The following is a 26,997-nucleotide window of genomic DNA, read 5'->3' as shown; positions in this document are numbered from 1 at the left end:
ACGACTAGTTGCCGCGGGCGCGGCTGGTCGTGCCCCAGACTCCGAAGCGACCATTGGTTGCGGCGTTGGCGAGCATCGAAGTGGGCAGTTCCACGACGATGGCCATGTCGTTGATACCGCGCAGAAAATCAACGGCCGGATTGGCACCAGTGGCTGACCGGAACGTCAGCGGGCCCTGCGTGATCATCGACAGCGGACCAGTTTCGGGGCGACGGTCCGGAAGAATCCGGAAGAACTGCTCGAGATCAATAAAGAACGGATCGTCGCGCGGGCCGGCGAAGAGCTTCACGCCGTCCTGCTCAATGACCGTATTGGTATAGCCCTTCAGTGGCTTCCCACCCACCAGCGTATTCTGCGTACCGACGCTGTTGGGCTTCATTGGACCGCGCATGGAAACCTTCTGCTTACCAGCCTTCCCCGTGAATGTGAACTGGAAGACGAGGTCCTCATTGGCATCACCGGTGTTGTCAATCTTCAGCTGATACAGTTCCTGATCTTTCGTGCCGAACGTGAAGCTCGGCGTTTGCGCGGGCGTGATCGGCGAACTCGTCCCCAGCACGAGTACCGTGCGCGACGGGTCGGTCGGCGACGGGAACGCATAGACGTCATTGACGTCAAAGCGCGGTGACAGCTCCACCAGCGGCGTGTCCTGGTGATCGGAGGCCATCAAAGTGCGGACGGTAAGCGCAGAACCGCCAACGACGGTCAGCGCGGCGAGTGCCACCAGAGGTACTCGCAGGGAAATCCACTTCGGCATTGTTGCTCCACGGACGAGAGGGGCCAACGGAGTCGCGCTTGGCGACCTCCCACCTACGCCGCTCAATTCGAACCGGATTTCAGGAGCGGTCGGAATGTTCCGACAGCCGGCCACAGCGAACTCGTCAATAGCTGATGTGCCGCGAGTTGCCCGTTACGACGCTGTTGTCGAAGCCCGTGTAACCTCGCGCTGCTTGAGCAGCGACCAGATCGCCGGCACCACCAGCAGCGTCAGCACCGTACTCGATACCATGCCGCCCACCATCGGCGCGGCGATGCGCTTCATCACGCTGGCGCCCGCGCCAGTACCCCACAAAATCGGGAGCAGGCCGATCATCGTGGACGCCACGGTCATCATTTTGGGCCGCACGCGCTCCACGGCGCCTTCCATGACGGCGCTGTATACGTCGCGAACATCGAGCGACGGCGAAGCCGCCTTGCGCGCATCCCACGCATGATCGAGATACACCAACATGATCACCGCCGTCTCGGCGGCCACGCCGGCGAGCGCGAGAAACCCGATGGTGACGGCGACCGACCAGTTGTAGTCGAGTGCCCAGAGAAACCACACTCCGCCCACGAGCGTGAACGGGATAGAAAGCATCACGAGCAGCGCCTCGCTCACGTTGCGAAAGTTGAGATAGAGCAACAAGAATACGAGGGCCAGCGTGGCCGGTACCACGATCTGCATCTTCGCCTTCGCGCGTTCCATGTATTCATACTGCCCGCTCCACGCGAGGGTGTAGCCGGGCGGCAGCGTCATCGTGCGCGCCACCATCCGCTTCGCCTCCGCGACGTAGCCGCCGACGTCGCGCTCACCGACATCGACGTACACCCACGCCGTGGGCTGCGCATCTTCCGTACGCACCACCATCGGCCCCACAGTTTGCCGAATCGTCGCGACTTGACCAAGCGGTACCTGCGCCGTCCGCCCGGCTGCGGGCGGGGTGGCGGCCGTGGCGCCGGTTAGACCTCCCGACTGCGCGCCCACCATCGAGCCGACAGACGGTGCACTCGGCATGCTGCCGCTGCTGGTCGCGTGCATGACGGGCACCAGGACGGCCGCCAAGCGCTCCGGCGTGTTGCGTAGTTCTTGCGGGTAGCGCACCCGCACGCCGTATCGCTCTCTTCCCTCGACGGTCTGCGTGATTGTCATCCCACCAATCGCCGTCGCGATCACCAACTGGATGTCGTCGATATTGAGGCCGTGACGCGCCGCCGCCACGCGATCAATGTCGATGTCGAGGTAGTACCCACTCACCGCACGCTCGGCGAAGGCGCTCCTCGTCCCAGGCACCATCTTAAGGTGCCCCTCGAGCTCGTTGCCGAGCCGCTCCAGCTCTCCGAGATCGGGGCCGTAGAGCTTCACGCCCACCGGCGTGCGGATTCCCGTGGCCAACATGTCGATGCGCCCTTTGATCGGCATCGTCCACGCGTTGGTCACGCCGGGCATGCGCACCGCCGAATCCATCGCCGCGATCAGGTGGTCGTAGGTCATTCCGGCGCGCCACGCCGCTGCCGGCTTGAGTGCGATGGTGGTCTCCGCCATATCGAGACCTGCGGGATCGGTCGCCGTGTTGGCGCGCCCCGCCTTGCCCCAGACACTCGCCACCTCCGGGAACGCGCGAAGGATGGAGTCCTGCTGGCGGAGCAGCTCCCGCGCACGGGCCACGCTAATGCCGGGCAACGTGGAGGGCATGAAGAGGATCGTCCCCTCCTCCATCGGCGGCATGAATTCACTGCCGATGCGCTGAAACGGAATCCACGTGAGAATCAAGAGTGCCGCCGCGGCGCTGATCACCGGCCAGCGACGATTCATGACCCAAGCGAGGGCTGGCCGATACACCCGGATCATCCCACGGCTCAGTGGATTGCGCTGTTCGCGGCGGATCCGACCCCGGATGAAGAGTCCCATGAGTACCGGCACCAGCGTGATACTCAGGAGACTCGATGCGGCCATCGCGAATGTCTTCGTCAGCGCAAGCGGAGTGAAGAGGCGGCCCTCCTGGCCCTCGAGCGTGAACACGGGAATGAAGGAGACCGTGATAATGAGCAGCGAATAGAAGAGCGAGGGCCCAACCTCGGTCGCCGATGCCAGCACGATCTCCCATCGTTCCTCCGTGCTGAGCGCCGACGTATCGATCATGCCATCGCCCGGCGGCGCGCGGCGCTCGAAGTGCTTGTGCAGATTCTCCACCATCACGATGGCTGCGTCGATCATCTCGCCAATCGCGATGGCGATGCCGCCCAGCGACATGATGTCGGCACCGATGCCGAAGGTGCGGAGCCCGATGAACGCAATCAAGACGCTGATCGGCAACGTCACGACCGCCACCAACGCCGAGCGCGCATGCAACAGGAAGACGAGGCAGATGAGCGCGACAATGATCGCTTCCTCGAGCAACGTCTCTCGCACGGTGTTCACGGCCTGCTCGATCAGCGTACTGCGGTCGTACACCGGCCGCACGACCACGCCAGCGGGCAGCCCAGCCTGTGCGTCCGACAGCGCCTCCTTCACACGCTGAATCGTGGCCAACGCATTCTCACCGAATCGCATCACCACAATGCCGCCCACGGCGTCACCACGTCCGTCGAGATCCGTGATGCCACGGCGCACGGCGGGACCGATAGAAACGCGTCCGAGTTCGGCCACGCGGACCGGCGTCCCCGTGGCATTCACGCTCACGACCACATTCTCGATATCGCTGAGCCCCCCGAGATAGCCGAGCCCGCGCACCATATATTCGCGTTCAGAGAGCTCCATGACCATGGCGCCCACATCCCGATTCGCGCTTTGTATGGAGGACATCACCCGGGTGATTGGTATGCCGAACGCGAGTAACTTCGCGGGATCGAGATCGACTTGATATTGCTTCTCAAAACCGCCCACGCTGGCGACTTCGGCGACGCCGGGCACCGCCGTGAGCACATAGCGGAGATACCAATCTTGCACACTGCGCAGTGCAGCGAGATCGAGCCGACCCGTCGTATCTTCGAGAGCGTACTGGTACACCCAGCCCAGCCCCGTCGCATCCGGACCGAGCGTCGGCGTGACCGCACTCGGCAGGCGGTTGCGCAATCCACTCAAGTACTCGAGCACGCGCGTGCGCGCCCAATACAGATCGGTGCCGTCCTCGAAGATCACGTAGACAAACGACACGCCGAAGAAAGAGTAGCCACGTACGGTCCGGGCGCCGGGCACCTTGAGCATCTCCGCGGCAATCGGGTAGGTGACCTGATCCTCGACGATCCGTGGTGCCTGCTCGCCGAAGTCGGCCTGCACGATCACCTGCACATCGGAGAGGTCGGGAAGCGCTTCCAAGGGCACGGTGCGGAGTGCCCAGAATCCGCCGACCGCCAGCGCGGCGGACACCAGCAAAACGATGAAGCGATTGCGAACCGACCACGCGATGACGCCGCCGATCATGGTCGGGATCCTCCACCCTTTTTTACCGGCAGTGGGACCGGAGCCGTGATATCCATTCCCGGCATGTTGCCCATACCGCCCAGCGCAGAGCCGAGGTTGGATTCGGCATCGACGAGAAACGTGGCGGAGGCAACCACCGTGTCGCCCAGCGCGACGCCGCGTAGAATTTCCACGCGCGCATCGGAAGCTGCCCCAACGTCCACGGTGCGCGGCTGCAACTGTCCGTTGGCGAGCCGCACGAACACCAGCTGTCGGTCGCCGGTCGCCAGCACGGCGCCGCGCGGCACCGACAGGACCGCGCCGCGAGCATCGCTCTCCATTCTGAGCGTCGCGTACATTCCCGGCAGCAGCCGCGACCCGGGGTTCGCCAACGACACGCGAACCCGTGCGGTACGAGTATCGGGTGACAGCGTGGGATACACATACGCGATCCGGCCCCTCATCGACACGCCCGGTAGCGCGTCAAAGCTCGCCGTCACGAGTTGTCCGACGCGCATGGCGCCGAGATCGCGTTCATACACCTCGCCGTCCACCCACACGCTCGACAGGTCAGCGACGCGATACAGCGGCTCGCCCGCCATGATTCGCTGCCCCACCGTCACATTCTTTTCGAGGACCGTGCCGCCGACCGGTGCATGGATGGTGAGCGCGCGCTGTGCCGTACCGGCACGCTCGACTCCGGCAATCTGCTCGTCGCTGATGTCCCACCAGCGCAACCGCCGACGCGCTGCCTGCACCAACTCCTCCGCTCCGGTCCGCGTGTCGGCGCTGCTGCCAGTGACGTCCCGCGTCAGTTGTCGGGCCAGCAGCAGTTCTTCCTGCGCGGTGACCAGCATCGGCGAGTAGATCGTCAGAAGTGGCGCGCCGCGCGTCATGCGCTGGCCGGTGTAGTCCACATACAACCGCTCCACCCATCCGTCGATCTTGAGCGTGACGGTGCGCATGCGGGTCTCGTCAACGACCACTTGGCCAACAGCGCGCACCTCGCGCCCCAGCGGCTCCAACGTCACTGGCGCGAAGGTCACTCCGATGCGCCGCGCGTTCGCCGCGTCCATCATGACCGGGCCGGCGCTATCGCTGGCCGGCATGCCCATCGCCGCGTGATCGACCGTGCCGACGGTGGTCGGTGGCGCGGCGGCAGGCCTGGTGAACCACCACGCGGTGACCACCGCGGCTACGGGCACAAGCACCAGCGCCATCACCCGCCCCACTCGCCCCATGCTATTTGGCATTGCCTGGTCCCCGCTGGCACGAGTAGAGGTTGACTGATCAACATCTCGAGATCCGCCCACGCCCGCCCCTCGGCCGCCGTGAGCGAGACAAGTTCTTCACGATAGCGGTTGACGACCATACGATTCTCGATGACGGTCATGAAGTCGACGGCGCCGGACCGATACGACGACAGCGCCGACGCGGCGGCCGCTTCGGCTTGTGGCAGCACCGTGGTGAGATAGAGCGCAGTGAGTCGGCGGGCGCGTGCCAACTCCGCGTGGACCTCGGTGACGCGTGCCCGCGTGTCCGCCTGCATTGAGCGCAATTCGGCTTCGGACATGGCTCGCATCGCGGCCGCCTCAACGCGCATGGGGAGCTGCCGCGACCGTGCAAAGATCGGAATCGTCGCACCGACCATGAGGCTGCCCATACGATCCGTGCCCATTTCCATCCCACGCTCGCCGTACTGCACGCCAACTACCAGGTCTGGCCAGCGCTCACGGCGCGCGAGCCGCTCTTCGGCTACGGCGGCCCGTACCTCGGCCTCGCCGGCCGCGAGCATCGACCGGTTTCGCAGCGCGAGGCTTTGCAAGTCGGCGCGCTGTGGGACTGAGTCCGGGAATATCGGAAGGACCGGAGTGCCGTCGACGGTTGATTCGGGCAGGTCCACTGCCGCCGCAAGCCGCGCGCGCGCCGACTCGGCCATCACCTGCATGCGAATGATCTCCTCGTCCATGCGCGCGACTTCCACTCGTGCGCGCAAGACGTCCGACTGTCGTCCCTCGCCCACGCGGTACATGGCCGTCGCCACAGCGGCGGCGTCCTCCAGCAGACGTCGGGTTGCACGCGCAATCTCGATACGCTCGCCAGCGGACCAGCGTTCGTAGAACGCCATGGCCGTTGCGGCGCGAACGTCCCAACGGATGTCGGCGGCTCTGCTACCAGCAGCCTCTGCTCTGGCGCGAGCAGCATCGCCGGCGGCAGCGAGCTTCCCCGGCAGCGGCACCATCTGCATGAGCTGCAGCTGTCGCATGCCGAGCGTCGCGTCGGGCGCGAGGCGTGGCAGACTGTAGTTCATGAAGCCCACTTGAAGCTCCGGATCCGGTGGCTTGGTGGCACTGGACACGCGAGCGGAGGCCGCCCGGGACAACTCTGACGCAGCGCGAACGCGTGGATTGGCGCGGTCGAGCGCGTCGTAGAGCGCGTGCAGGAATAGCAGCGTGTCGGCACGAGCATCGCTCGCAGGCGCTCCGGCTGATCGCACGGTGATGGGCGCGCGCGGAGCGACCTGCGCCACTGCGGCACCAGTGAGCAATGTCGTACAGAGCAGGACCGTCCCCACGGAACCGACCAAGATCCCGGCCGAAGGGACCGCGACGGAGAAACGCATGATGACCTCGATGAGAGCGCGCGCAACACCTGGTGGACCCGGCGACGGGGAAGTCCGTGGCTGCGCGGCGCTATGAACCGCCGTGGGTCACGGCCAAGGTCGAGGCAGGGCAACACCGGTCGCGGTAGCGCTCCACGTCACAGACACGCACGCGAAGAACTCCAACGCGCGAAAGCACGCGGCAGGAAACCGGACAAGGCATGTGCTGCACGTGGTCCGTTTCTGATGTTTGAAGTCTCACGACACGAGTCGATCCTGTCAGTCAGCAGTTCGACGATGCCGAGTCGGGAAAACCCTTACCGATGCCAAGCGGCTCGGTGTTCAGAGCGCGCTCACACGTGGACGATCTGCGCGCGAGTACTACAGCCGTACGCGACGCAGCAACTGCGCATTCAGCGCGACAATGATCGTGCTGAACGACATGAGCACGGCACCGACGGCCGGCGTGAGTACGATCCCCCACGGCGCGAGCACGCCCGCGGCAAGGGGGATCGCCACGATGTTGTAGCCGGCCGCCCACCACAGGTTCTGCACCATCTTGCGATAGCTGGCCCGCGACAAGTGCACGATGCGCGGCACGTCGCGTGGGTCGCTCCGGACCAGCACGACGTCCCCAGCCTCGACGGCCACGTCGGTGCCCGCGCCGATGGCGATGCCCACATCCGCCGTGACGAGTGCCGGCGCGTCGTTGACGCCGTCACCCACCATCGCCACGCGCTTGCCCTCGCGCTGCAAACGTTCGATGTGCGATGCCTTCTGCTCAGGCAACACTTGCGCAAGCACGGTGTCGATCTGCAGCTCGCGTGCGACGGCATCCGCAACCGCTTGGGCATCGCCGGTCATCATCACCACCTCGATACCGGCTTCGTGCAACAGTCGAACCGCTTCCGCCGATTCGGGACGCACCGCATCAGCCACGGCGAACGCGGCGAGCGCGTTCACGCCTTCGATCAAGTAGATCACCCCCTGCCCTGCCGCCGCGGCCGTGTCGGCGAACGCCTGGCTTTGCGCGCTCGGCGTGACACCCAAACTGGCGAGCAAATTCGGACCACCTTCCGCCAGCTGCCGACCTTCGACGGTTGCCCGCACGCCCTGCCCGGGCATCGACTCGAACGCGGTCGCCGCAGGGATCGCGAGCGTTCGCTCCTGTGCACTCTTGACGATCGCACGAGCGACCGGATGCTCCGCGTCACGTTCGACGGCCGCCGCCAGGCGCAAGGCGTCGTTCTCAGCGAGGTCGCCGTCGGTCTGCATCGACACCACCCGATGTTCGCCGAGCGTCAACGTGCCGGTCTTGTCGAAGACGACCGTGGTAAGATTGCGCGCTTCCTCGAGCCCGCGTCGGTCACGCACCAGCAGACCGCTCTGGGCGCCGAGCGTGGTCGAGATCGCCAGCACGAGTGGGACGGCGAGCCCGAGAGCGTGCGGGCACGCGATGACCAGCACCGTGACCAGTCGCTCAACCGCGGTGGCCGCGCTCGCGCCGGCGATCAACCACGCAGCGAACGTGATCGCTCCCGATCCCAACGCGACCCACGTGAGCCAGAACGCCGCACGGTCCGCGAGCGCCTGCGCGCCCGAACGGGACGATTGCGCCTGCGCAACCAGTCGCATGATCCCCGCGAGTGCCGTACGCTCTCCGGTACCCGTCACTTCCACGCGAAGTGATCCCGCGCCATTGATGGCGCCCGCGATCACCTCAGCACCGTCAGCCTTCTCAACCGGCGCCGACTCGCCGGTAAGGAGCGCCTCATTGACGGTGCTGCGACCCACTCGTACCACGCCGTCCGCCGGTACATTGGCCCCCGGTCGCACGAGCACGACATCGCCGTTGCGCAGCGCATCCACCGGCACGTCTTCCAAACGTTCGTCGGCGCCAGCGCCGAGCACGCGTACCGCTGTCGAGGGCAACAGTTTCGCGAGTTCGCCCAGTGCACCCTGCGCCTGCGAAATCGAGCGCATCTCGAGCCAATGCCCTAGCAGCATGATCGTGACGAGTGTCGCGAGCTCCTCCCAGAGTGGCATTCCCGGATAGCCGAGCGCGACCGCCGCACTGAAGACGAAGGCCACCGTGATCGCCAGCGCGATCAGCGTCATCATGCCTGGAAGACGACTCACGATCTCGCGCCGCGCACCCTGCAGAAATGGTAAGCCTCCGTATGCAAAGACCGCCGTACCAAACAGCGCGGGAATCCACTCGGCGCCAGGGAATGCCGGCGCGCTGTAGTGCAGCGCCCGCTGCAGCATGTGCCCCCACACCAACGTGGGCAGCGTGAGAACCAACGAGAGCCAGAACTTGCTCTTGAACATCTCGACCGAATGCCCGGCATGCTTGTCGTGGGCGCTGTGGTTTGTCTCGGGCACACGGCCGCTCGCATGCGCGCCATGTGCCGGCGGCACCGCGTGGTGAGGCGCAACATCGCCAGCAGTGTCTCCCTGATGGCTCGCGTGAGGATCAATCATGATGGATGTATTGATGAATTGGAGACACTGCACAAATGGGTGGTCGTGCGAAGTATACTCTTGTTTTATGCTGCATAAAGCCGCGTTCGCTAGACCACTCGGCCCGCCGTCAAGGTACGATTTATGCACCGCAACGTTGCGAGCGCGACACTGTCCTTTCACTCTGCTTTCACGAGGCGTCAATGCACAGTCTTTTGCCGGCCAGCGCTACCCAGGGCGTGAGGCGAGGCGGCGTGAGAGCCGCTGCGTTGTTGGTCGCCTCGGGCGCCCTGGTGGTGACCACCGCGTGCTCTGCAAAATCGGACCAGGCGGCTCGTGGCGATACGTCCGCAGCGGCGGGCGCCGGTGCGCCGATGCCCGAGGCCGGAGGTAGTGCCGATGGTATGGCGGGCATGGATCACAGCACCATGGGCAGTATGGGCACTATGTCGCCGATGGGTGGCGCTACTGGCGACCCGGACCGCGACTTCCTCCGCATGATGAGCGAGCACCACAAGGGCATGATCGCCATGGCTCATCTGACGATCGAGCAAAAGAAGGGATCGGCAGCGACACAGGCGGATGCGGAAATGCTCGACACGAAACAGGACGCCGAGCTCGATTCAATGGTGACCACGCTGGAGCGGCAATTCAAGGATGCCTATGATCCAATGATCATGCCCGACAATCAGAAAATGGTCGACGAACTCAAGCCGCTGACTGGCGCTGCGTACGACCGCATGTTCTACCACCACGTGGTTCAGCATCATCAGCAGGCAACGACGATGATCGACCACCACCTGCCGATGCTGAAGGATGCCAAGGTCAAGGCGATGGCCCAGCGCATGAAGCGTGATCAGACCCGTGAAATCGCAGAGTTCCAGCCGAAGGCCTCAACCAAATAGGTCGAGCGTGCAGGTGCTCACCGTGCGTCTACGACGTTGGCTTCCATGGGTATGTCTAACATGTCCATGGGAGTCGGAGTGGCCACTAACGCTGCAGTAATGATGAGGACGACCGCACCAACGAGCAGCTCCGTCCGTGCCGAGATCGGAAGGCGCGAGGTACCGGTACTCGTTCCAAGCGTGGGTTTCACCTGGCGCCAGTTGAAGGCGCCAGTTCCGGCTACTACTGACAACACGGCAAGTTTGAGCAGCAACGTCCGTCCGTACCCTGATTGCCACAACGCAGAAAGTGCGTTCATATGAAGCCACGCGGCATACACGCCGGTCGAGGCTACGAGGCCGGCAAAAAACACTGCCGTGGGCGAGAACGCATTGAAGAGGTCGGCGACCACGCCACCACGTTCATCGTCCGGCAGCCGCATCGCTGCCGGCAGGCCGGCGGCCAGCACCACCAGCAGGCTACCCAGCCATCCGCCAGCGCCGATCACGTGTAACGTGTCCGCGATGATCGCGAGTCCGGCTCGCTCCGGCGTCGCGGCGGCGTGCCCCGAAAGCGCAGGGGTCACCGCAAGTGCCAGGATGCCAAGCCCGGCCAACGCCCACCCGCCTGTCCCACGGATGGCCGAACGGAAGCCCGTCGCGGCGACCAGTACCCCGACAACCTGAAGCAGCCACCCGCGCCCCCATACTGTCTCCGTCAGCATAGCGCGAACGAGGGTCGAATCGAACGTCGACCCGGGTGGGTGCATGGCGTACGACTGCGCGCCCAGGCGCAGCATCGCCGCAATGCCGACGAGCACCGTGCCGAGCATGCCGATGCGGGCAGCGCCGTGTCGTGCACTCGCGAGCAGTGCACCGTCCGCGCCGCGCCGCCGCTGCAGCAAGCGCAGCACCGCTCCCTGGAAGGCCACCGCGCCGATGGCCATGAGCAAGCCGAGGTACAGCAGGGCGCGAATGGCCACGTATGCCGGTGACTCGACGCCGAAGCTCGCGCCCTGCGGCATCGACGCTGGATCGTGATGCGTTTCCGGGCGGGCTTCAGGTTCCGCGGCCGCGCTTGGCGGGGACGTGTCGGGCGACGTCGGCGTGGCCGACAGCGCACCGGCAGCGACCGTGAACGTGTATCGACCGCGCACCGGATGCCCGTCATCGCCGGCGATCTGCCACACCACCGTGTAGGTGCCCGCGGTCAACGTGCCACGAATGTCAGCCACGAGCGCTCGCCGGGAATCCGCCGCGGCTCGCACTGGCGACAGTGCCACCGCCGCCCCCGACGCGCTGAGCAGCTCAAGACGACTGAAGGCGAGCGCCGGCGCCTCCGTAAACAGCAACCGCAGTTCGCGCGGTATTACCGTCAGCGTCGAGTCAGCAGCCGGCGTTGAGCTCTTGAGAGACGCGTGCGCACGCGCGGGCGCGGGGGCGACGCCGAGAAGCACCAGTGCCAGTAGTGCGCACCGCGAAGTGCGACCGGACAAGAACCGACGGCCCTCTGCGGTGCGCGAGGCCGTTATGGGACGGTGAGTCATGCAGGCGGCTTTCGCATGCCCGGCATTTTGCTGTGATCCATGCCTGGCATCGCCGCCGGAGCCGGCTTGGAAGCGGGTTTCGCAGCGGGTTTCGCAGCGGGTCTCGTAGCGGCTCTCGTGGCTGGCTTGACCGCAGGCCTCGCGGCAGGTTCGGCCGTTGTGCCCGTGGCCTTGGCGCGTGCAGCAGCACCGCTGCCTGACGGCGCCCTCTTCATCCCCGGCATGTCCATGTCCAGATCCATGGCGGACATTCCCGGCATCTGCGCCATCATGCGCTGCAGCACCGGATCCGTCATCACACGCTCACGAATCACCGGGTCGGCCATCATGCGCATGTGGATCGCCATCAGGCTCGTGTCAGTTGCACCCATGCCCGACATGCTCGTGCTTGGCGTTGCCGCGTCGGCCGCGCCGCTGGCCGCACCAGAGCCCGACATGTTCATCGAGGAATGGTCCATCGCCGAGTGATCCATCGCCGCCGGTCTGCTGCCGTTCGACGACGTAGTGAGCTCCGTGACAGCGCGTGCCGGCGTGGCTCCCTTTGCCAGGGCCCCACAGGCGATCCTGGTTGCCGCCGCGCCAGCGGATGGCGAGTCTGCCGCCGTCTGCACCAGCACATGGAATTGCCCGTCAGCGGCCAGCGGCGCGTCAAGACTCGCGCCAGCACGAGCGCTTCCGGCTGCATCAACGGCAATCGGCGCGTACGCGCTTGCAGCGCCGATGAGCCCCTCATCACGCGCGCAGGATCCGCGTCGCACCGACCAGACCCGCGCGGTGCCTGGTTGATCACCAGACCACTGCATCAGCACCGACGTACCGCGCACGGTGGCGGTTCCAGATGCGCCGCGCGACCCGAACGGATCGGTCAGCAGCGCGGTCATCGCACCGCCTTGCGGCATCGACATGCTGTGGTCATGCGAGGTCACGCTACCCGAACCTTGCGCGCGCACGACCGCGGCGTTCGGAATAGCGAAGGCGAGCAGCGAAACGACCAAGAGAGTGCGCATAGCGTTGACCTGTGGTAATGACGCAGAGCGGAGAGATCCATGCGGTTGAATAGCGATCGCGAAGTTCATCGCCAGATCCGCAGGCCGGCGGTAATAGTGCCGACGCTTCGCCGCTCGCCGAGGTTGTGCGACGTCGCAGCTGTGACACCGGTGCGGCGAAGCAGCGAGACGCCCACATACGGCGCGAACTTCCGCCGAATCTCGTAGCGCATGCGTGCGCCGACCTCGACGTCGTTGAGCCCGGAGCCGACACCGATTTCCGGCACGGCCTGCACCGCCGCGTTGATCTCTATCCACGGCTGTACGATCAGGCGCTGCGTGAAGAGCAGGTCGAACGACGACTCCACCTCGAGCGACACGTCGCCCTTGTCGCTGACAAGGAGCGTAGGCTCCAGCTCGAACCACCCAGGCGCTAGGCCGACAACGCCAATCGCGAGCATCCCGCGCGTCAGTCGACCGTCGGCGGCGCGCCGAACGGTCGATAGGTTCCCACCCTCGGCCGGCACCTCGTCGCTGCGTAGTCGCGTGTCGACGCGAGCGCCGGCGACCGCCGACCAAAAGGGTGTGATGAGCCGCCCGTAGAGGACGTCACCCTGCAACTCCAACCCGCCGGACCGGCGCGTCGACTGCTCACCCTGCAGTCGCAGGAACACGCGCCGGTAGTCGCCGCCGATCCAGCTGACCAGCTCGACGTCAACCGGTCGATCGGGTTGATTCGCGTGCACTTCCAGTTGCTCGGCGAGGACGAACGCGCGAATCGTACGATCCAAGTCCATCCCATGCGATCCATGCGAGGCACCGGCCGCTTGCGCGTGCAAGCCGTTCCCCATCGAGAGCAGTAGTGCAACGACCGCGGCACGGCCACACCGTGCGCGTGCCCAACGCGTGTGTCCGCTCACGACGCCGCCCCTTCGCTGGTCGTCATCGTCCCATCCGGTTCCGACACCTGAAACACCCGGAACATCCCCAAGTCCATGTGAAGGAGCACGTGACAGTGGAATGCCCACGGCCCCGGGTCTACCGGGGTCGCGAGCAGTGACACTCGCTCCGCGGGCTTGACGTTGATGGTGTGCACGTATGGGCACTCTGGTCCGTGCCCATTCTCGAGTTCCATGAACACGCCGTGCATGTGCATCGGATGCGCCATCATCGTGTCGTTGACGATGGTAAGCCGGATGCGCTCACCATGTTTGAGCGGGATCGGATCGGGCGCGTCCGAATACTTGATCCCGTTGATCGACCACATGTAGCGTTCCATGTTGCCGGTCAGATGTAACTCGATCTCGCGCGCTGGTGCCTCAAAGGTCGCAGCCGGCGTGAGTCGCTTGACGTCGGTCCAGACAAGCACGCGCCATCCATCTTCGCCGAGTCCGGCGCCCGGCTCCGAAAGACGGCTCCGCGTCTCCATCGCCGTGCCGGCACTCGCCGACCCGTGCTTGCCTCCGACGTGCATCATGGGCTCCGGGATTGTCCCGGGCGCCCGCAGATTCGAGGCGCGGATAATCGTGCCGTCGCGCAGCGTCCCCTCGAACACGCCGGATCCCGGCGAAGAGGCCATGCCCGGCATGCTGCTCATGTCATGGCCCGCGTGACCAGTCGCCGCCGGTGCAACAGACTTGGGCGCAGCCGCAGACATATCCATGCCGGGCATCGACATCCCGCCGTGTCCGCCCATTCCCATCGCCATGCCCATGTCCATCATGCCAAGCGTGGGACGCGGCCGACGCGTGGGGACCTCGGCACTCATGCCGGCACGTGGGGCCAGTGTGCCCCGCGCATGACCCGACCGGTCCATCGACTCCGCGAAGATCGTATAGGCGCGATCCTCCGTGGGCTGCACGATCACGTCGAACGTCTGTGCGATCTCGATGCGGAACTCGTCGAACGTCACGGGCTGCACATGCTGGCCACTGGCCTGCACGAGCGTCATCTCGAGCCCTGGGATGCGCACGTCGAAATACGAGCCCGCAGCGGCATTGATAAAGCGGAGCCGCACCCGTTCGCCTGGCCGGAACAGTCCGGTCCAGTTGGAGGCGGCTGGCAGGCCGTTCAGGAGATAGGTGTACGTCGAGCCCGTCACATCGGCGATGTCGATGGGACTCATCCGCATCTTGCCCCATTCCCAGCGATCCGCGATGGTGGCGCGCAAGCCCACCCGGTCTACGTCTTTGAAGAAGTCACCGACCGTACGCCGCTGGAAATTGTAGTACGAGCCCTGCTTCTTGATGTTGTCGAGGATCTTGAGCGGATTCTCGAACGACCAGTCCGACAACATGACCACATACTCCCGATCGTACTGAAACGGCTCGGGCTCAATGGGATCGATGATGAGCGGCCCGTAGTGGCCCAGCTGCTCCTGGAAGCCCGAATGGCTGTGATACCAGTAGGTTCCGTACTGCCGGAGCGGAAAGTCATAGACAAACGTCTGCCCCGAATGAATTCCTGAAAAATTCACACCCGGCACACCGTCCATCGCATTCGGTACGAGGAGACCGTGCCAATGAATCGAGGTGTCCTCGCCGAGTCGATTTGTCACGTGGATCGTGGCGCGTTCTCCCTCCCGGAAGCGAAGCAGCGGCCCGGGAACCGAGCCGTTGATGGTCGTGGCGATGCCGCGCCGTCCCCCGAACCCGAACGGCGTGCGGTCGATGACGAGGTCGGTGCGACTGGCTGCCCCCGCCACGCGATGCTCGACGCCGGCAAATGCTTGCAAGTCATTTGCTGGATAGGCATAAGCCGGCCTCAAGCGCTGTAGTCCCGCGAGCGCGCCAAATGCCCCGGCCGCGTGCAGGAAGCGGCGTCGTGTCACGGGCTCAGTGACTATGCCATCGGTATACGAGCGTTCCAGATCTTCCATATTCGACTATCGAGTTCGAGAAACACAAAGCGGAAGGCACCTCGACGGCGCACCATACCGCACTTTACCATGCATAAAATGTGCACGCCCGTGGCGCACCGGGGCGATTGAGCACGGGTGCGCTACCGCGTCGCGCTCCGCACGGTCGCGTGCGGGCAGAGCGCCCCAGGGGTGCGCGCGTGCCCCGCCAGGCAGAAAAGATGTTCGACGGCCCATGCGTTATGCTGCGTACAGTGTCCGCCGTGTGGGGCGCCGTGTTCACCGCCTTCCGGAAGAGGATGGGCCACGGCGAGCCCGGAGCTCCACACCAGAGCAAGACCCGCAAACGCCGTCGCGATCGACCGCCGAGTAACGTGCGTCACGACGGGGACCTCGTCCCCGACCAGACGATGAATCCGCCGGTCGAGCAGCGCGTCACGTTGGAAACCGATCATCACGCCCGATCCGCGCGAGAGGACCCGTCCACCAAGGTCGGGATCCTGTCCCGAAACTCGCCACCCGGCCAGCTTGAGTATCGCCGACGCCAACACGAGCGGTTGACCACGCACCGCAGTGTCATCCGCAGCAATCTCCGCGTCGTCCGCCGCGTCCGCCGCCAACCGTCGCAGCGCGGGTAGCCAGAACAACGCGCACCCGACAAAGCGCAGGATGGAGAGGCGTGCCGGATCGCGTCGGCGCACGTGCGCGTGTTCGTGCGCAAGCACGGCGCTCAGCTCCTCCGCCGTGAGCGCGTCCGGTAGCCGTGCCGCGACATAGATATGCGGACGCAGCCACCCCGCCGTGAACGCCGGATTGGGCAGACCATCGACGACGCGCATGAGCGTGGGCCGTACGTCGGCAGCGACGGCGGCCACCCAGAATGCGTCGCCTGCTCGAGGTTTGCGCGCCTCGACGCTCCCGAGAAGCCGGCGAACGACGAGCCATGCACGACTGCGATCCCAGATCGCGAACGCGAGGCCCGCAACCAGCAGCCAGTGAAAGATCGCATGGACGGGCGCGAGCATCTGGTGCACGGCAATTACGCAGATCATCAACACATGATCACGGCCCGCCAGCAGTTGATCGAGGCGAGAACCGACGTGATGCGCCAGCACTGGGCTGGTCGCAAGCAGGATCAGCACCCGGTGGCGAAAAGCACGATGCGCCGATGACGGCCTTCATGGGCGCCGGTTGCGCGGGCTAAATGGTCTCGATCTGGCATGTTCCCAGTGGCGCTCGCTTTCGGGGATGGCGCGGACCCAAGTCACGGAACCGCCGCTCCCGCGGCAGCTCAGCCCTTGAGTCGGCGTCGGATGAGACGCGCGAGGTCTTCGAGCTGTTGAGGATCCTGCTCGGCGAGCACGTCGACGAGTGACGACGCCACAGCCTGCGGCCCGAAGGAGAGAATGCCTTCCACGACTCGGCGGGAGGCGTGCGCCATGAACTCGGCTTCGCTCATCACCGCGTGGAAGTGCAACAGTCCGTCGCGCGTCTTTCGTCGCAGCAAGCGCTTCGCGACGAGCTTGTTGAGCACGGTGATCACGGTAAGCGAAGCGACCGCGTGCGTCCGGGCGACGCGCTCGTGCACCACGCGTGCCGGCGACGGCGTTCCAAGGGCCCACACGGCCGTCATCACCCGCGCCTCCAGGTCGCCAAGCACCTTGGCCAGCCCGTCGGCAGAGAGACGGACCGTATCCTGAAGTCGCGGCTCGGACGCGCGTGGCGCCGCCAGACCACGGACTCGTGACGGGGGCGACGCGACCAACGATGACGGTTTACGTGGCTTGGACACCAACGACCCTCTGGCGGAAGAATGCGGCTCTGCGCAATGTATATGACGCTTTACCCGCCGTAAAGAGCGGCGACGGCGGCCGCACCGCGCCTCGAGAACGCATCCTTCCTTCCCGCACTCCCGACCACCCATGAATCGACCTGCGACCGTACTTTTGGTGCTCACGGCGGTACTGTCATCCGTCACGCATGCGCAGCGCGCCACGGGCACCGCTGCGCCAGCGCCGCAAAACGATACGGCAGGAGCCACCGCCACGCTGCGGGCGTTGTTTGCAGCCGCGGAGCGCAATGACATGAAGGCGCTGGACACGCTCTACGCCGGCGACAGTCTCACCGTGGTTGAAGGCGCCGGGATCAATCGCGGCTGGACTGACTATCGGGATCATCATCTCGCGCCCGAAATGAAAGAGATGAAGAACTTTCACTACCGCCCCGTGGACATCGAGATGCACGTGTCCGGAAATACGGCGTGGGCGCTGTACCGATACAATCTCAAGGGCGAGATGGGCACTCGAACACTGGACAACGTTGGCCGCGGCACCGCGATTCTCGAGCGCCGTGGATCCGGAGCGTCAGCCCGGTGGGTTGTCCGGCATACGCAAACGAGCTCACGCGCGCGCCGACCAAGCGATCCACCGGCTGGGTAAGCAAGTCGTCCGCGCCCCGAATCCGCTTAGTGCTGCGCTCCAACCTGGAATACGAAGGTTGTACGCGAGACGTCCCAATCCCGCGCGGCGCCGCCCGCCTTCCGACTGGCGTAGGCGGAGCGCAGCATGACCGGACCTGCCTTCTCCAAAGGAATGTGCACCACGCCGTTCGCATCGGCCGTGAACGGGATACGGATGACGGCGGCCGTCGCATCGGCCGTGCTTTCGAGGCCTGTTGCGAGTTCAATACCGATGCCGGGCACTGGGCGCCCGTTGCCGAGCATCCGCACGTTCAACGTGTCGCCGACATGCAGGTGAGACGGATCGTCCAACGGCACGAACTCAAGTCGTATACCGGAAGGCTTGGCAAAAGCGCGCGGACCTTCCGTACCGACTTCAACGACCGTCGCGGCGTAGGAAGCCGCGGTGAAGATCACACTATCGAGCCCAGCGAACGGCGTCTCACGTTCGAGGCGCGCGGCTTCGGCGGCGCCACCCTCCGCTTTGAGAAAGCGAATGACCCCCGCCGGCGTTTCGCGAAACACGCGAGGCGCGAGACTGACGGCAATGACGTATTGACCGGCCGCCGTCGGCTTGTGACGCAGCGTGAGTGAAGTCCCGACCACGGACATGTCGGTCAGCTGTGCAGCGGTCGTCGCGCCGATGATGCGCGCGTCGACGACGCGCTCGATTTGGACTGCCGTGCCGACGGGGAATTTGCCGCCACCTTGCCGGGCATTGACCTGCAGCGTCGCATTGGCGTCGAACGCGAACAGATCCGGAATGATCCAGAAGTCGTGAGCGGCCGCCGTCGAAGCGACCGCGACGACGGCGAAGGCGGCGAGCGCGACGCTACGGCTGTAACGTGCGGGAAACGACGTGCGACGCTTGGTGCGCATGAGGAGGGCCCTGAGCCGAGGAGGGAGCGAACGAGGGCGTGATCCGCATATCATACGCGCCATTTTACGGCCTGTAAAGCATCGCCGCGTGGCCAGCGCCACGCTACTTTACGAGGAGTAAGGCACGCACCACATACGATACCTCCCTCCACCTCCCCGTTCATGCCCACTCCGCGCTCCTTTCGTCTGGACATTGTGCGGCGCCAAGTGCTGAAGTCGGCGCTCATCGTGACCGCCTGCCTGGCCGGCTCCGCGACGCTGCTGGCCGCGCATGATTTTTGGTTGATCCCCGATGCCTTCGCCGTCACCCCCGGTGGACGTATCGCCGTGCGAGGCCAAACCTCAAGTCTGTTCCCGAGCAGCCTGTCCGCGGTCACGCCCGATCGCATTGTGGCGGCGCGCGTCGTGACCGCGAACACGGCCGTGACCGTGCAAGGCGTGTCGGTGCTCGGCGCTTCGTTGCGCCTTACGCATCCGGTGTCGACCGCAGGCCAGCACGTAGTGGGTGTACAGCTCGCGCCTCGCAGCGTCCGCGAATCGCCGGCCAGCTTTCGACGGTATCTCGACCTCGAGGGAGCGCCCGAGGCACGAATGCGGTACGAACGCGAAGGGCTGCTTCCACCGGTCGGGGGAGACAGTATCACGCGCCGCTACGCCAAGTACGCGAAAACAGTCATCGAAGTTGGTCGCGGCCCCCGTGCCTTTGAGCGCGTGCTGAATCACCCGCTCGAGTTCGTGCCGCTGTCCGATCCGTCAGCCCTCCGTATCGGCGATACGCTGCGGGTGCGACTGATGTTGCTCGGCAAACCGGCGGCAGCCGCACAGCTTCACGCGGGATCAGTGCCCAATGGTGCGACCGCGCTCAGCGACACCGCGGTGGCCCGTCGTGCCGCGGCCCGCGACGCGAAATTCGTTACCGACGCCAGTGGCATCGCCCTCGTTGTCGTCACGCAGCCTGGCCTGTGGAACATTCGCACGCTACAGATCGTGCCAGCCACCAAGGGCTCCGGCGCTGACTGGGACGTGCACTGGGCCACGCTGGTCTTCTCGGTCGCGAGGCGCTGACCCAACATGCGTTCCTTCACTCACACCATAGGCTTTCGATGACGCGTCGTGTGCTGGTTCTGTGCAGCGCGCTGGGTGCGCTGGCGTTCACCATGGGCAATCGATCCCCGACATCGGATCCGCGAGCTGCCGCGACGCGCGGACCACTCGAACGCGTGCCCGCCGCGAGCATCGACAGCATCGCGAGCCCGGCGGCTCCGGGAAGCGCCGAGCCGAACTTGACGGTCGGCCCCGATGGCCGCGTGTACTTGTCGTGGCTGGAACCGGCCAATCCCGGGTACTCCCTCCGCTTCGCCGTTCATGATGGTACGCGCTGGTCACCGCCGCAGACCATCGTCACGCGCAGCGACTTTTTTGTGAACTGGGCCGACTTTCCGTCGCTCGAGGTATTGAGCGGCAATCGCCTGGCCGCCCATTGGTTGCAGCGCAACGGCGCTGGTACGTATGCGTACGGCGTGCGCATCACGCAGTCGGCCGACGGCGGAAAGACGTGGAGCCCTCCGGTCACGCCGCATCGTGACAGTTCGCAAACAGAGCACGGCTTCGTGGCAATGTGGCATGAGGGAGAAACGCTCGGGGCGGTGTGGCTCGACGGTCGCAAGTTCAAGAAGCCAGCACCGGGCGCACCCGCGTCGAGCGGGCACGACGCGGGCAATGAGATGATGCTGGTGTCAACGACCCTGAGCGCCAACGGCCTGCTGGGTCGCGAAGTGCGACTCGACGAACGCACATGCGACTGTTGCCTCAACGCCGCCGTCATGACGAGCAGCGGTCCTATCGTGGCGTATCGCAATCGCACCCATGACGAGATTCGCGACATTTACGTGACTCGGCGAGTGAGCGGCGTGTGGCGTGCCGGCACGCCGGTGCACAACGACCAGTGGAAGATTGCGGCGTGTCCGGTAAACGGGCCCGCGCTGGCGGCGAACGGCGCGCGGGTGGCCTTGGCATGGTTCACCGCCCCTGGTGACAGCGGCCGCGTGAACGTGGCCTTCTCGGACAATGCCGGCGCCACGTTCGGTGCGCCGGTGCGCGTTGACGGCGGAAGTCCGGCGGGTCGCGTGGATGTCGTGCTGCTACCTGATGGCGCGGCCCTCGTGACGTGGGTGGAACGGGTGGGTGGCGACATTGCGGCGGTGCGCGCTCGACGCATCGGCCGAGACGGCAGCGTCGGTATGCCGATGACCATTGCCTCCAGTTCAGCCGCACGGTCGAGCGGATTTCCTCGCGCCACCGTGTCCGGTGCGAACGTGCTGTTCGCGTGGACTGTGCCGGGGCGGCCGTCAGCCGTACGTGTCGCGCGCGCCGCTGTCACGGAGTTCCCATGACCCGCTGGCATGCGGCACCTCGCATCGCCGCGCTCATCGCCGTCGGCCTGCTCTCGATGAGCAGTTGCACGTCTACCGAGCGGAGTGATGCGGTCGGGGCTGAGGGCGACGGCCGCGTAGAAGTGGGCTATCCGGCGCCGGCCTACGCTACGGTTTCGCTCAACGGGGACTCGGTCTCACTCGCCGCGCAGCGCGGCAAGGTCGTGCTGCTCAACGTCTGGGCCACGTGGTGTCACCCGTGCCGGACTGAGATTCCGGAGCTGCGGGCGATTCACGCCAAGTATCAGGCGCAGGGCCTCGAGCTGATCGGGGTGAGCGTCGACACCGATGGGACCGACGATGCGATCCGCAGCTTCATGCGGGACTTCCAGATGACCTTCCCGATCTGGCGTGATCCCGACGAGCGCGTGTCAACGAAGTTCCTCGTGGTCGGTGTGCCGGCCACGTTTCTTATTGATCGCAAGGGCGTGCTGCGCTGGCGAAAGACGGGCCCGATTGCACCCGGCGACACCACGCTCACGGCGGCCATTCAGCGCGCGTTGGGATCGTGATTCAGTCCGCGTCGATTGGCGTCACCATCAGCTTTACCGCTGGCGTTCTCAGCTTCCTGTCGCCGTGCGTGCTCCCGTTGATTCCGAGCTACGTCAGCTTCATCACTGGGATGAGCCTCGACGATACGCAACGTTCGCGTCGTACCACGCTCATTCACGCGTTGCTGTTCGTCACGGGCTTCACGCTGGTCTTCATGGCGCTCGGTGCCACAGCAACGGTGCTGGGCCGACTGTTCCATCAGGAACGCGAGTGGGTGGGCCGCGTGGGTGGGGTGCTGGTGATCGTGCTCGGCCTATACTTGCTCGGCGTGTTCAACATTGGCGCCTTCGCCAAAGAGCGCCGTGTGCACGTCGCGAATAAGCCGTTGGGCTACCTCGGCACGGTGCTCGTGGGAATGGCCTTTGCCGCGGGTTGGACGCCGTGCATCGGCCCCATTCTCGGTGGCGTGCTCACGTACACGGCATCGTCGGCAGATCTCAACCGCGGACTGCTGCTGCTGTTCGCGTACTCCCTCGGGCTGGCGGTGCCGTTCCTGCTGGCGGCGCTCATGATCGACCGCTTCATGACGTTGTTCCAGCGCTACAAGGGAGCGCTCGTGTGGATGTCGCGCGCGTCAGGCGTACTACTGATCGGGATCGGCATCCTCATGATTACCGGCAGTATGACGGTCCTGTCGACGTGGTTGCAGCAGTGGACGCCTGATGCACTGCGAGATCGGATCTAGCGTTGCCGAACCATTCGGTGAGCACATCGCCGTGACGCTGGCAACTTGAGCGAGCCGCGTGGGTCGCGTCGCTGGTGGGTGAAACGCGTCGCGCTCGGCATGGGCACTGTGTCGCTCGGGATCGCCGCGCTCGCCGTGGCCGACGCGGACGGCGCAGACACCGGTCGACCACTCTTCGTGAAACGACTCGGTGCAACGGGCCCATTGCTGGTGTTCCTCCCAGGCATCGGCGGCACCACGCGCTATTGGGAGTTGGTGGTGGCTTCGTTGCGGGATCGGCACCGGCTGGCGCTGGTCGATCTGCTTGGGTTCGGTCGTTCCCCGAAGCCGTGGACGACGTACTCGGTAAGCCGTCATCTCGCCGAGCTCGAGCGCGTCATCACACCGGTCGCGGCGGAGGGGCCCGTCGTGCTGGTCGGCCACTCCCTTGGCGCACGATTGGCCGTGGCGTACGCCGCGCGCTTCCCTACCCAGGTGCGCGGACTCGTGCTGGTGAGCATGCCCTACTTCGCCGGCGGCGACAACGCCAAACGGTTCGTTGCACGCCGCGACAACGGGTGGATCTGGACGCATATGGTGCCGTTCGCACTGGCCTGCTTGCTCGGACGCCGACTGTTGGGGTGGGCGGCGCCGATGCTCGCCGGCGACGTGCCGCGTGAGGTGGCGGAGGACATGAATCAGATGACCTGGCGCTCGTCTACGTCGACGATGTGGGAGGTCATCTATCGCTACGATCTCACGGCGGATCTGCTGCGATTGCCTCCCAGCGTCGCCGTGACGTTCCTGCACGGCGACCAGGATGAGAGTGCACCACTTTCGGGCATCCAGGACATCGCCCTCCTCCGTCCGTCGGTCGCGGTCTCCGTGCGCAAGGGGGCCGACCATAGTCTCCCGCTGAAACACCGCGCGTGGGTACGCGAGCAGATCATCGAGGCGATGCGGTGATAGCGCGCACCACGACGATGAGTACATGCGAGAGGCGCGGCGGCCCGGCACGCGTCGTGCACCTTCCTTCCAATACAGAGGATATCACACGGCATGCTCACCAGCGAATGATGAGGCCGTACCGCATCACCTGACGCAGGCTCAAGCGCTGGCGTGTATCGGACGTGCAGCCGACCAACGTCTAATTTCGGAGCCCGCGTGCGCTTGGCCGATTTCATCGACGCCAACATCGACCCGATCCTGGATGAGTGGGTCACGTTCGCCCGTAAACAGGCGGGCTCGGACGGCATGGACCTGGACACCCTCCGCGATCATGCCTCGGACATGCTTCGCACCATCGCGAAGGACCTGCGGACGCCGCAGACATCGGCCGAGCAAGTTGTCAAGTCGCAAGGAGAGGCGCCTCCCGACGCATCTCCGACCGAGAGCGCGGCCCAGTCCCACGGCACTGGCCGCGCCCGTGATGGCTTCACGGTGGGGGAGATGATGGCGGAGTTTCGGGCGCTGCGCGCGAGCGTGCTGCGCCTGTGGACCGAGTCGCGCGGCGACTTGGCTCGAGCTGACCTCCAGGATCTTATGCGATTCAACGAGGCTATCGATCAGGCGATGGTGGAGTCGGTAGCGACGTACACGGGCGCGGTCGATCAATCGCATGACCTGTTTGTCGCGATCCTGGGCCATGACCTACGCACACCGCTCCACATGATCACGCTCGTGGCCGAGCACGTACTCGATGCCAAGCTGGTCGACGCGCCGCACCTTCCGCTGATCGCTCGCGCGATGCGGAGTGCCAGACGCATGGGCCACATGCTGGATGACCTCCTCGACTTTACCCGAAGCCGCATGGGTACGAGCATCGCCATCACGCCGCGCCAGATCAACCTTGCCACGGTGGTGGGCGACGCCGTCGACGAGATGCGGAGCGCCAGTCCGCATCACGTCTTCGACGTGCAGCTCACCGGCGATCTGCGCGGAAAATTTGACGGCGTCCGGCTCTCGCAAGCGCTGATCAATCTGATCGGCAACGCGGTACAGCATGGCGCGGCATCCGCGCCCGTGACGGTCACCGCGCGAGGCGAGGCCGATCACGTCGTGATCGAAGTGCGGAACGTTGGGCCGACGATCGACCCGCAGGACATATCCGGACTCTTCTCTCCGTTCAAGCGGCTGCGGCGCGGCGTTCAGGCTAGCGACGCCCATCATCTTGGCTTGGGCCTCTTTATTGCGGACCAACTCGTGCTCGCGCATGGCGGCCGCTTGGAGGTGACGTCGAACGCTGAGCAGGGGACCTGCTTCGCGGTGCACTTGCCGCGCGTGGTGAAGGGCAAGTGACTCGCGAGGCGAATGTCATCGGCGGGTGATGAACGAGGGGCTGTCAACACACACGCCGCCAACCCGTCTGACCCGTGCAGCGTGAAAATCTTGACACTCCCGAGTTCTGCGGGCAGACTCCGAATGCGCCCACGGAGCGCATCCGGTCCGCGGAAAGGGATGGTCCCATCCGACGCAGTTGAGTTGCTCGCTCGAAACTTCTCTCTTCTTTTCGGGCCCGCCAGGCGGACATGGGCCACCACGAAAGGAGGAGTTTTGTCCATACCCCGCTCGCTTCCGCTCAGGCCGAACCTCGAGTTCGAGAGAAAGGAGGCAAAGGCCTTGCTCCGGCTGCTGCGCGCCGGCGACGGCGATGCACGCTCCCGTGCACAGGCGCGTCTTTCCGCCGTGCAGGTCGGCGCACTCGACACGCTGCAACTCGCCGATGCGCAGCTGGTCATTGCGCGCGAGTACGGCTTCGCCAGCTGGCCACGTCTCGTTCGCTACTTCGAGGAGGCCGAACGGCTCCTGCACCGCACGCCATCGGCAGTAAACCCGGGATTGTATCGGCCCGAGGAGTGGCCTGGAATGGTGCAGGATCTCATCGCGCGACATGGCAACCGCCGTGTCTCCGCGGCCCGGTCGCTGGTCTCGTACGTGCCCAGATTCTACGGGATGTCGCTGGAAGATGCGTTCGACATTGCGCCGACCGAGGACGAAGCGCGCCTCGCGGTGGCGCGCGGGAACGGTTTTCCGTCATGGGACGCATTGATGGCGCGCGTCCACTCCCAGGCGACTCGCGAAGGATTGGAGGTCCCGCCGCTCCGACGTGCATACGAGGCGATGACCGCGGCGGACCTTTCGCAGTTGCAGGCTATCGCCGAAGCGCATCCCGAGCTGCGCACGCCAACCGAGCACGAGATTGCGACGTGCAGGCATTTGCTAAGGATGGCTCTGGATCGTGAACGAATGGATGTTGAGCAAGGTGCGGATCGCCACCGCATGCGAGCCATCATCGAGTGGCTGGCCTCCATCGGCTTCGACGTGCAGCGCGAGCTCAATCTCCGGCTCTGTGGTGACATGCGAATCACGGCTGAGGATGTGCACTACTGGATCGACCGTGGAGCCGATCCGAACTGGGTAGCGCCAAATGGATACTCGGTGCTGGAGCACGCTGTCGTGCGGTACCGGAGCCCGGGTGCATTGGATCGCCTCGCGCAGTATGCGACCGTGCGCCAGCCGGCACTGTGGATCGCGGCGGGGCTCGGAGACGTGGCGGGCGTCGGCCGCTTTCTCGACGCGAGCGGCCGACCAACCGATGCCGCACGCGAAAACCGGCCGCAGTTCGATGCCATCGGTCCTCACGTGTTCGGGCGCATCCCGGGTGACGACAACGACGAGATTCTCGCGGAAGCCGCGATGATCGCCTTCCTCAACGGCCGCACGGCGGTCATGGAGTATCTCGTCGCGCGCGGGTTCCCCGTGAACACCCGGCGCTGGGACATGCCGTTCGTCGTCATGGCCGTGGGAAATAATAAGGTCGAGATGGTCGAGGCCCTCATTCGCAGTGGTGCCGACCTCGATCTGCGTGGTGCATGCAACGGCAGCGCGCGGGAGATGGCGCGCGAGATGCTCGAGAGCCAGCCGCCCGACGCCGACCGACACCGCATTGCGGAGTTGTGCGGGCTCGACATCGATGCCATTCTCGCGGCGCGCGATGCACGCCCACCGTCGTCTCCGAAGATCATGCCACAGCTTACGCGCATGTTCGGGCTGGCCAGCGACGATGCGCGCCGACTCGAACAGGTGACCGTCAACCCGGAGCACCTGCTGTTCGGTATGCTCCGCGGGGGGTACCCGGCCGTGCGCGCCATCGTGGACGAGAGCGGGATGGACCGGGAGCGGTTTCGCGTTGACGTGGGTGACCGCGTACGCCACGGTGAGCACGTCGTCGATGGCGCACCGCTGCCGTTCGCGCCTGACGCCCAAGCCGCGCTGGACGCGGCGATCCACATGGCGGCGGAACAACGCCGAGAAGTCGTCCATCCGAATCACGTGCTACTGGCGCTCGTGCAACGCGGCGGCGTGGTGGCGGACAGCATCGTGCGGTACGGGGGAAGCGTCGACAAGGTCACGGCGTATCTCACCGGCCTGCGCTGACCGACGGTGCGAAGCTGCGGGGTTTCAACGCGTTTCAAGGGGTCCGTTTCAAGGGGTCAGAGTCGTTGAACGCG

General features: G+C 65.4%; 21 protein-coding genes. 9 read left to right on the top strand and 12 right to left on the bottom strand.

Annotated elements, in window-relative coordinates; translation table 11 throughout:
• Positions 1-4: 4 nt before the first annotated feature.
• The 5 genes from RMP10_RS21055 to RMP10_RS21035 form a co-directional block, all read right to left on the bottom strand.
• Positions 5-757, bottom strand: a complete 753-nt coding sequence (locus RMP10_RS21055) for a DUF4331 family protein (RefSeq protein WP_310572052.1) — start codon at positions 755-757, stop codon at positions 5-7.
• 153 nt (positions 758-910) lie between these two features.
• Positions 911-4,183 (bottom strand): CusA/CzcA family heavy metal efflux RND transporter, encoded by a 3,273-nt coding sequence (locus tag RMP10_RS21050; protein WP_310572051.1) that lies wholly within the window; start codon positions 4,181-4,183, stop codon positions 911-913.
• Positions 4,180-5,415, bottom strand: a complete 1,236-nt coding sequence (locus RMP10_RS21045) for an efflux RND transporter periplasmic adaptor subunit (protein WP_310572050.1) — start codon at positions 5,413-5,415, stop codon at positions 4,180-4,182. The genes RMP10_RS21050 and RMP10_RS21045 overlap by 4 nt, the downstream gene beginning before the upstream one ends.
• Positions 5,382-6,785 (bottom strand): TolC family protein, encoded by a 1,404-nt coding sequence (locus RMP10_RS21040; protein WP_310572049.1) that lies wholly within the window; start codon positions 6,783-6,785, stop codon positions 5,382-5,384. The genes RMP10_RS21045 and RMP10_RS21040 overlap by 34 nt, the downstream gene beginning before the upstream one ends.
• A 360-nt stretch (positions 6,786-7,145) precedes the next feature.
• Positions 7,146-9,095 carry a heavy metal translocating P-type ATPase gene (locus RMP10_RS21035; RefSeq protein ID WP_345785837.1) on the bottom strand — a complete coding sequence of 650 codons (1,950 nt, stop codon included), beginning with the start codon at positions 9,093-9,095 and terminating at the stop codon, positions 7,146-7,148.
• Between the two features lie 335 nt (positions 9,096-9,430).
• Between RMP10_RS21035 and RMP10_RS21030 the strand changes: the two genes are divergently transcribed.
• Positions 9,431-10,132: a DUF305 domain-containing protein gene (locus RMP10_RS21030; RefSeq protein WP_310572047.1), complete on the top strand. Its 702-nt coding sequence runs from the start codon at positions 9,431-9,433 to the stop codon at positions 10,130-10,132.
• Between the two features lie 17 nt (positions 10,133-10,149).
• Here RMP10_RS21030 and RMP10_RS21025 read toward each other — a convergent pair whose 3' ends face one another.
• The 6 genes from RMP10_RS21025 to RMP10_RS21000 all read right to left on the bottom strand — a co-directional run bounded on the left by RMP10_RS21025 (position 10,150) and on the right by RMP10_RS21000 (position 17,293).
• The gene (locus tag RMP10_RS21025) at positions 10,150-11,568 is read right to left on the bottom strand and encodes a copper resistance protein CopC (protein WP_310572046.1); all 1,419 of its coding nucleotides are present in this window, start codon (positions 11,566-11,568) and stop codon (positions 10,150-10,152) included.
• 86 nt (positions 11,569-11,654) lie between these two features.
• A complete protein-coding gene (locus RMP10_RS21020; protein WP_310572045.1) occupies positions 11,655-12,665 on the bottom strand; it encodes a hypothetical protein in 1,011 nt (336 codons plus the stop codon).
• A gap of 65 nt (positions 12,666-12,730) precedes the next feature.
• Positions 12,731-13,441, bottom strand: a complete 711-nt coding sequence (locus RMP10_RS21015; protein WP_310572044.1) for a copper resistance protein B — start codon at positions 13,439-13,441, stop codon at positions 12,731-12,733.
• 119 nt (positions 13,442-13,560) lie between these two features.
• A complete protein-coding gene (locus RMP10_RS21010; RefSeq protein WP_310572043.1) occupies positions 13,561-15,522 on the bottom strand; it encodes a copper resistance system multicopper oxidase in 1,962 nt (653 codons plus the stop codon).
• 122 nt (positions 15,523-15,644) lie between these two features.
• Positions 15,645-16,643: a M56 family metallopeptidase gene (locus RMP10_RS21005; protein ID WP_310572042.1), complete on the bottom strand. Its 999-nt coding sequence runs from the start codon at positions 16,641-16,643 to the stop codon at positions 15,645-15,647.
• Positions 16,644-16,792: 149 nt separating this feature from the next.
• Positions 16,793-17,293 (bottom strand): BlaI/MecI/CopY family transcriptional regulator, encoded by a 501-nt coding sequence (locus tag RMP10_RS21000; protein ID WP_310572041.1) that lies wholly within the window; start codon positions 17,291-17,293, stop codon positions 16,793-16,795.
• Positions 17,294-17,423: 130 nt separating this feature from the next.
• Here RMP10_RS21000 and RMP10_RS20995 point away from each other — a divergent pair, with 130 nt between their 5' ends.
• Positions 17,424-17,939: a nuclear transport factor 2 family protein gene (locus RMP10_RS20995; protein ID WP_310572040.1), complete on the top strand. Its 516-nt coding sequence runs from the start codon at positions 17,424-17,426 to the stop codon at positions 17,937-17,939.
• 26 nt (positions 17,940-17,965) lie between these two features.
• On the opposite strand, the gene RMP10_RS20990 is transcribed toward RMP10_RS20995, so the two are convergent.
• The gene (locus RMP10_RS20990) at positions 17,966-18,838 is read right to left on the bottom strand and encodes a DUF4198 domain-containing protein (protein WP_309673449.1); all 873 of its coding nucleotides are present in this window, start codon (positions 18,836-18,838) and stop codon (positions 17,966-17,968) included.
• Between the two features lie 162 nt (positions 18,839-19,000).
• On the opposite strand from RMP10_RS20990, the gene RMP10_RS20985 reads away from it, so the two are divergent.
• The 7 genes from RMP10_RS20985 to RMP10_RS20955 all read left to right on the top strand — a co-directional run bounded on the left by RMP10_RS20985 (position 19,001) and on the right by RMP10_RS20955 (position 26,923).
• On the top strand, positions 19,001-19,903 hold the full coding sequence (locus tag RMP10_RS20985) for a DUF4198 domain-containing protein (protein WP_310572039.1): 903 nt from the start codon (positions 19,001-19,003) through the stop codon (positions 19,901-19,903).
• A gap of 38 nt (positions 19,904-19,941) precedes the next feature.
• On the top strand, positions 19,942-21,231 hold the full coding sequence (locus RMP10_RS20980; protein WP_310572038.1) for a sialidase family protein: 1,290 nt from the start codon (positions 19,942-19,944) through the stop codon (positions 21,229-21,231).
• Positions 21,228-21,782, top strand: coding sequence for a TlpA disulfide reductase family protein (locus tag RMP10_RS20975; RefSeq protein ID WP_309673452.1), 555 nt, complete (start codon positions 21,228-21,230; stop codon positions 21,780-21,782). Before RMP10_RS20980 ends, RMP10_RS20975 begins: the two co-directional genes overlap by 4 nt.
• Positions 21,779-22,507, top strand: a complete 729-nt coding sequence (locus RMP10_RS20970) for a cytochrome c biogenesis protein CcdA (RefSeq protein ID WP_309673453.1) — start codon at positions 21,779-21,781, stop codon at positions 22,505-22,507. The genes RMP10_RS20975 and RMP10_RS20970 overlap by 4 nt, the downstream gene beginning before the upstream one ends.
• Before the next feature lie 45 nt (positions 22,508-22,552).
• Positions 22,553-23,452 (top strand): alpha/beta hydrolase, encoded by a 900-nt coding sequence (locus RMP10_RS20965; RefSeq protein WP_310572037.1) that lies wholly within the window; start codon positions 22,553-22,555, stop codon positions 23,450-23,452.
• A gap of 198 nt (positions 23,453-23,650) precedes the next feature.
• Entirely contained in the window at positions 23,651-24,784 is a 1,134-nt protein-coding gene (locus RMP10_RS20960) for a sensor histidine kinase (protein ID WP_310572036.1), read from the top strand.
• Between the two features lie 255 nt (positions 24,785-25,039).
• The gene (locus tag RMP10_RS20955) at positions 25,040-26,923 is read left to right on the top strand and encodes a Clp protease N-terminal domain-containing protein (protein WP_310572035.1); all 1,884 of its coding nucleotides are present in this window, start codon (positions 25,040-25,042) and stop codon (positions 26,921-26,923) included.
• Positions 26,924-26,997 lie beyond the last annotated feature (74 nt).

The sequence above is a fragment of the Gemmatimonas sp. genome (assembly GCF_031426495.1).
GTDB lineage: Bacteria > Gemmatimonadota > Gemmatimonadetes > Gemmatimonadales > Gemmatimonadaceae > Gemmatimonas.
This window is presented reverse-complemented; position numbering and strand designations above follow the sequence as displayed.

What these genes read in the sequence shown, in the direction of transcription:
- RMP10_RS21055 (WP_310572052.1), bottom strand. Translation starts at nt 757, where the DNA reads ATGCCGAAGTGGATTTCCCTGCGAGTACCTCTGGTGGCACTCGCCGCG.
- RMP10_RS21050 (WP_310572051.1), bottom strand. Translation starts at nt 4,183, where the DNA reads ATGATCGGCGGCGTCATCGCGTGGTCGGTTCGCAATCGCTTCATCGTT.
- RMP10_RS21045 (WP_310572050.1), bottom strand. Translation starts at nt 5,415, where the DNA reads ATGCCAAATAGCATGGGGCGAGTGGGGCGGGTGATGGCGCTGGTGCTT.
- RMP10_RS21040 (WP_310572049.1), bottom strand. Translation starts at nt 6,785, where the DNA reads ATGCGTTTCTCCGTCGCGGTCCCTTCGGCCGGGATCTTGGTCGGTTCC.
- RMP10_RS21035 (WP_345785837.1), bottom strand. Translation starts at nt 9,095, where the DNA reads ATGTTCAAGAGCAAGTTCTGGCTCTCGTTGGTTCTCACGCTGCCCACG.
- RMP10_RS21030 (WP_310572047.1), top strand. Translation starts at nt 9,431, where the DNA reads ATGCACAGTCTTTTGCCGGCCAGCGCTACCCAGGGCGTGAGGCGAGGC.
- RMP10_RS21020 (WP_310572045.1), bottom strand. Translation starts at nt 12,665, where the DNA reads ATGCGCACTCTCTTGGTCGTTTCGCTGCTCGCCTTCGCTATTCCGAAC.
- RMP10_RS21015 (WP_310572044.1), bottom strand. Translation starts at nt 13,441, where the DNA reads ATGGACTTGGATCGTACGATTCGCGCGTTCGTCCTCGCCGAGCAACTG.
- RMP10_RS21010 (WP_310572043.1), bottom strand. Translation starts at nt 15,522, where the DNA reads ATGGAAGATCTGGAACGCTCGTATACCGATGGCATAGTCACTGAGCCC.
- RMP10_RS20995 (WP_310572040.1), top strand. Translation starts at nt 17,424, where the DNA reads ATGAATCGACCTGCGACCGTACTTTTGGTGCTCACGGCGGTACTGTCA.
- RMP10_RS20990 (WP_309673449.1), bottom strand. Translation starts at nt 18,838, where the DNA reads ATGCGCACCAAGCGTCGCACGTCGTTTCCCGCACGTTACAGCCGTAGC.
- RMP10_RS20985 (WP_310572039.1), top strand. Translation starts at nt 19,001, where the DNA reads ATGCCCACTCCGCGCTCCTTTCGTCTGGACATTGTGCGGCGCCAAGTG.
- RMP10_RS20980 (WP_310572038.1), top strand. Translation starts at nt 19,942, where the DNA reads ATGACGCGTCGTGTGCTGGTTCTGTGCAGCGCGCTGGGTGCGCTGGCG.
- RMP10_RS20975 (WP_309673452.1), top strand. Translation starts at nt 21,228, where the DNA reads ATGACCCGCTGGCATGCGGCACCTCGCATCGCCGCGCTCATCGCCGTC.